The following is a 3,736-nucleotide window of genomic DNA, read 5'->3' on the forward strand; positions in this document are numbered from 1 at the left end:
TTGCACAGGCTTCCGAAAAAGACGAACTGGCCGGTGCAAAACGCCTGATTGAGCAGGTTCAGGTTGCACTGGAACGCGCCAGCATCGCTGAAAAGCCCTCTGACCTGTCAAAACTTCCGCGTTATGACTTCGATTATCGGCGTATCAAGGCCGATCTCAATACCATCAAGGCGGGTATCGATCACTACCTGATCCCTTCCCGCGCTCAACCGAATGAATCGGGCACCTTATCCGGCCATTACCGTCAGGAACGTGTCCAATGACCGACGCCCAACGCAATGCTTTTGAAGTGGCCTCAGGGCATTTTGATATCCACTTTTTGTATCTGGTGTGTGTTGGATTTTTTCTGGCTACGTTGTTTCTCTGGGCGGCCTGGGCCGCAGTGGATGTCTGGAACGGCTGGGCAAATGAAAAAGTGCGTAACCAGACCCTCAGCCAGTTTGCCCTGCGAACCGCGGTGTTATTGGTCGTGGCAGTCTGGATGTTTGCAGGTTAGTGCGTGTAACACGATAAAAAGGAAACCGAAGATGAAGCAAATTTTTACCGTCTGGCGTCGGGTCAGCACCAATCTGATAACCAGAATCAGCACGCTCTTTTTACTGTTCAGCTTTTCCTGTCAGTCCGCCCGGGCGGATTTACCCGCCATCGAACCGCCAAAAAGTGGCGGCGGGGCGGGATTGCTGGGGCAGCTGAAAGGTTATGCGCAGGACAGCATTGTGATCGGGGGACTGATCCTCTCTGCCGTGGCGTTCTACAAGGTTGCCGCCCTCAATCAGGTCTGCGAACGGCTGGTCTCATCGCTGGCGGCGGCCGGTGTCGTGGCCCATCGGCAAAACGGGGAGCAGACCCATAGCTGGCTGTTGCGCCATTTTAATCCGGCACCGGATTGGGGGATGACAAAAGCCGATTTTTACCGCACCGTGGGTTATGAGATTTCCATGCCGCCCGAACTTCCGGTCAATAATGATTTCGCCGAAAGTTTATGGTTTAACCCGCCGGTGTCTGATCCTGAGATCGGTGTCTGGTGGTTTGACGGGCTGCCGCATAAAGCCGTGCCGGTTGAGCGTCTGCGTCGCCCGCCGGAACCGGGCACACTGACAGGGGAAGTGAAACGGGGTGACAATATCAATGCCCTGATGGATATGATGCCGGAAGGGACACTGGTTTCCTTGACGATAGTCGCGCAGGCGCAGGATGTGCTGGAGGAGGACTTTACCCGGATGGCGAAAAATGCGGTGGGGGAAAACACCGAATCACTGCGCGTCCGGCAGGATGTGCAGGAAGTGAAGGAACTGCTGGGGCGGCGCGCCGCTGACCTTTGATCCGATGAACAAACAGGATCGCACCCAGAATGCTCATTTACTGCTGTTTGGCCCGACGGGAGCCGGCAAATCGGCCACTCTGTGTGCCGCGTTAATCCAGTTGATGGCGATCCACCGGCCGCGTCTGTTTATTGTGGAAGCGGGCAACAGTTTTGGCCTGTCGGCAGATTACTACCAAAGTCTGGGGCTGACGGTCAATAAAATCGGTATCAAACCGGGCTGTGGGGTGAGTCTGGCGCTGTTTGCCGATGCGCATCAACTGCTGCAACTCAGTCCCAACCAACTGCGGATTAATGAAGCCGATATTCCTGAGACGGATGAAGCACAGGAAGAAGGCGATGAGCAGCGCGATATTCTGGGGGAGATGGAAATTGCCGCCAGGCTGATGATCACCGGCGGTGAGAGAAAAGAAGAAGAGCGCCTGACCCGCTCTGATCGCGGTCTGATCCGTGAAGCCATTATGATGGCGGCAAAAACCAGTTTTGACGGGGCGCGCCAGATGATAGCCTCAGACTTACAGAATGCGCTTTATGCTATTGCCCGTAATCATCAGCAGGATGAACACGGTCAGCCGTTAATCACTGCGCCCCGACGGGCACGAGCAGATGAAATGGCTGGTGCCATGTCGATGTTTACCCAGGGGTTTGAAGGAGAGCTGTTTAACCGTCCCGGCACCCCGTGGCCGGAGGTGGATGTCACCCTGATTGATTTGGGTACACTGACCCGTGAAAACTACTCGGCGCCAAATGGCGCTGGCGATGGTTTCACTGATTAACGAAGTGAATAATCTGGCTGAACGCGATCAATATCAGGATCGCGAACTGCAACTGGTGATTGATGAAGGGCATATCACCACCACGAACCCGCAGCTGTCGCCTTATATGACAAAAGTCGTCAAGGTGTGGCGTAAATTGGGCGCTTGGTTGTGGCTCGCCACCCAAAACCTCGCCGATTATCCGAATATCGCCGAAAAGATGCTGAATATGGCGGAATGGTGGCTGTGCCTGACCATGCCACCGGATGAAGTGGAACAAATCGCCCGTTTCAAGAAGCTGACCGAAGAACAAAAAGCGGTGCTGCTTTCTGCCAGTAAATTACCCCGCTGTTATACCGAAGGCGTGGTATTGGCGAAGAAAATCGAAGCCTTATTTCGGGTGGTGCCACCGAGCCTCTATCTGGCACTGGGCATGACGGAAAAAGAAGAAAAAGCCGAGCGGCGGGCGTTAATGCGCGAGCACCAGTGCAGTGAACTGGAGGCGGCGGTATTGGTGGCAAGGAAGATGGATGTGGTGCGGGGGTTGAAGGTTGGCTGTGCTAATCACTAAGAGGCTGGAGGTTTTTTCTCCTGTACCCGCAAGCCCGCCAGAATGGGTATGAGCCAGCAACGATAAAATAATATGCCGATGTCAGCCTTGCCAACGACTGGCCTTATAATGATTCAGGCTACATTCCTCTTTTAGATTCACTGACATATCGCCTAGACTTGACAAATAGGGGAATTGGAAAGTGTGGAGTGAAATCGAGATTGCGTGTCTGCCTTATTTTTTAATCCAGCAATTAGATACAAGAAATAGTTATAAAGCGAGGTTAACAATGTTATATGTTGTTGAAATGTCGTATTTGTCACAACATATAATAAAAAGTAATTAAACTCTCCGTTGTGTAAATGTTTGGTTCGTGTTTATCCCTATAATTTATTGTGTTACCGTAATAAATTACATCTTTTATGCACAGGGCGAGAGCATGAAAGCCTGTTTTTTGAACGATCCGTGCAAATAAAACACTGATTGATACTTTAACAAGACCGAATTGAGTGATATTCGCCCTATAATTGACTGTGTTGCATACAAATTAAGGTCGAAAAACGTTCGTGCTCTCGCCCTGCTTTTATGCACCAACGTGGTATCACTGAATGGGGAAAGAGAAATTACTATATTGGCTCTACAAGGAACATCCAAAAATAGTCACTAATCAACCTAATGGTTAAGAATAAATCGTTAGAAATCCACACCCTAGTAAGTATATTATATCGTTATAAAAGCATGAGATTATAGTTAATTTAAGCAGTCATCTTTCGTATTTGAAAGTGAGCCAATGATAAGTTAAGGAGAAGCAAAATGCCATTTCAGGAACCTTTTACACGAAAATTAATGATTGGGGATCTTATTTATGGATTACACGGACAAAGGGTAAAATATACTAATCAATACCAGCCATTTAAAGGTATTAGCATTAGTATGGAACGTTCTTGCATTCGAGTTGTAACTATAGATCAATATGTAATTCCACCAGAGATAAAATCTGAAAACGGGCCAATCCGATATGAAAATATGAGAATGACAAAAAAACTCCCCTACCATAAGAGTTTTATTTCACATCTTATTAATCATCCTAAATATCACACTGCGTTTAAA

General features: G+C 49.1%; 3 protein-coding genes and 2 pseudogenes. All 5 read left to right on the forward strand.

Annotation, left to right across the window (positions count from 1 at the left end):
* Positions 1-263, forward strand: a 263-nt coding sequence (locus PSI17_RS16105; protein WP_273552932.1) for an integrative conjugative element protein, RAQPRD family, incomplete at its 5' end; no start/stop codon positions are given.
* A complete protein-coding gene (locus PSI17_RS16110; protein WP_273552933.1) occupies positions 260-496 on the forward strand; it encodes a TIGR03758 family integrating conjugative element protein in 237 nt (78 codons plus the stop codon). The genes PSI17_RS16105 and PSI17_RS16110, both read left to right, overlap by 4 nt.
* A gap of 31 nt (positions 497-527) precedes the next feature.
* Positions 528-707, forward strand: a pseudogene (locus tag PSI17_RS16115) (TIGR03745 family integrating conjugative element membrane protein); the annotation flags it as partial.
* A gap of 105 nt (positions 708-812) precedes the next feature.
* A pseudogene (locus PSI17_RS16120) lies at positions 813-2,647 on the forward strand (conjugative transfer ATPase); the annotation flags it as partial.
* A gap of 792 nt (positions 2,648-3,439) precedes the next feature.
* Positions 3,440-3,736: hypothetical protein (locus PSI17_RS16125; RefSeq protein WP_273552934.1), on the forward strand; the 297-nt coding region annotated here is incomplete at its 3' end.

The organism is Xenorhabdus sp. IM139775, from assembly GCF_028598745.1.
Classification (GTDB): domain Bacteria; phylum Pseudomonadota; class Gammaproteobacteria; order Enterobacterales; family Enterobacteriaceae; genus Xenorhabdus.

Excerpts from the sequence above, each read along its gene's own strand:
- PSI17_RS16110 (WP_273552933.1), top strand. The coding sequence starts at position 260 with ATGACCGACGCCCAACGCAATGCTTTTGAAGTGGCCTCAGGGCATTTT.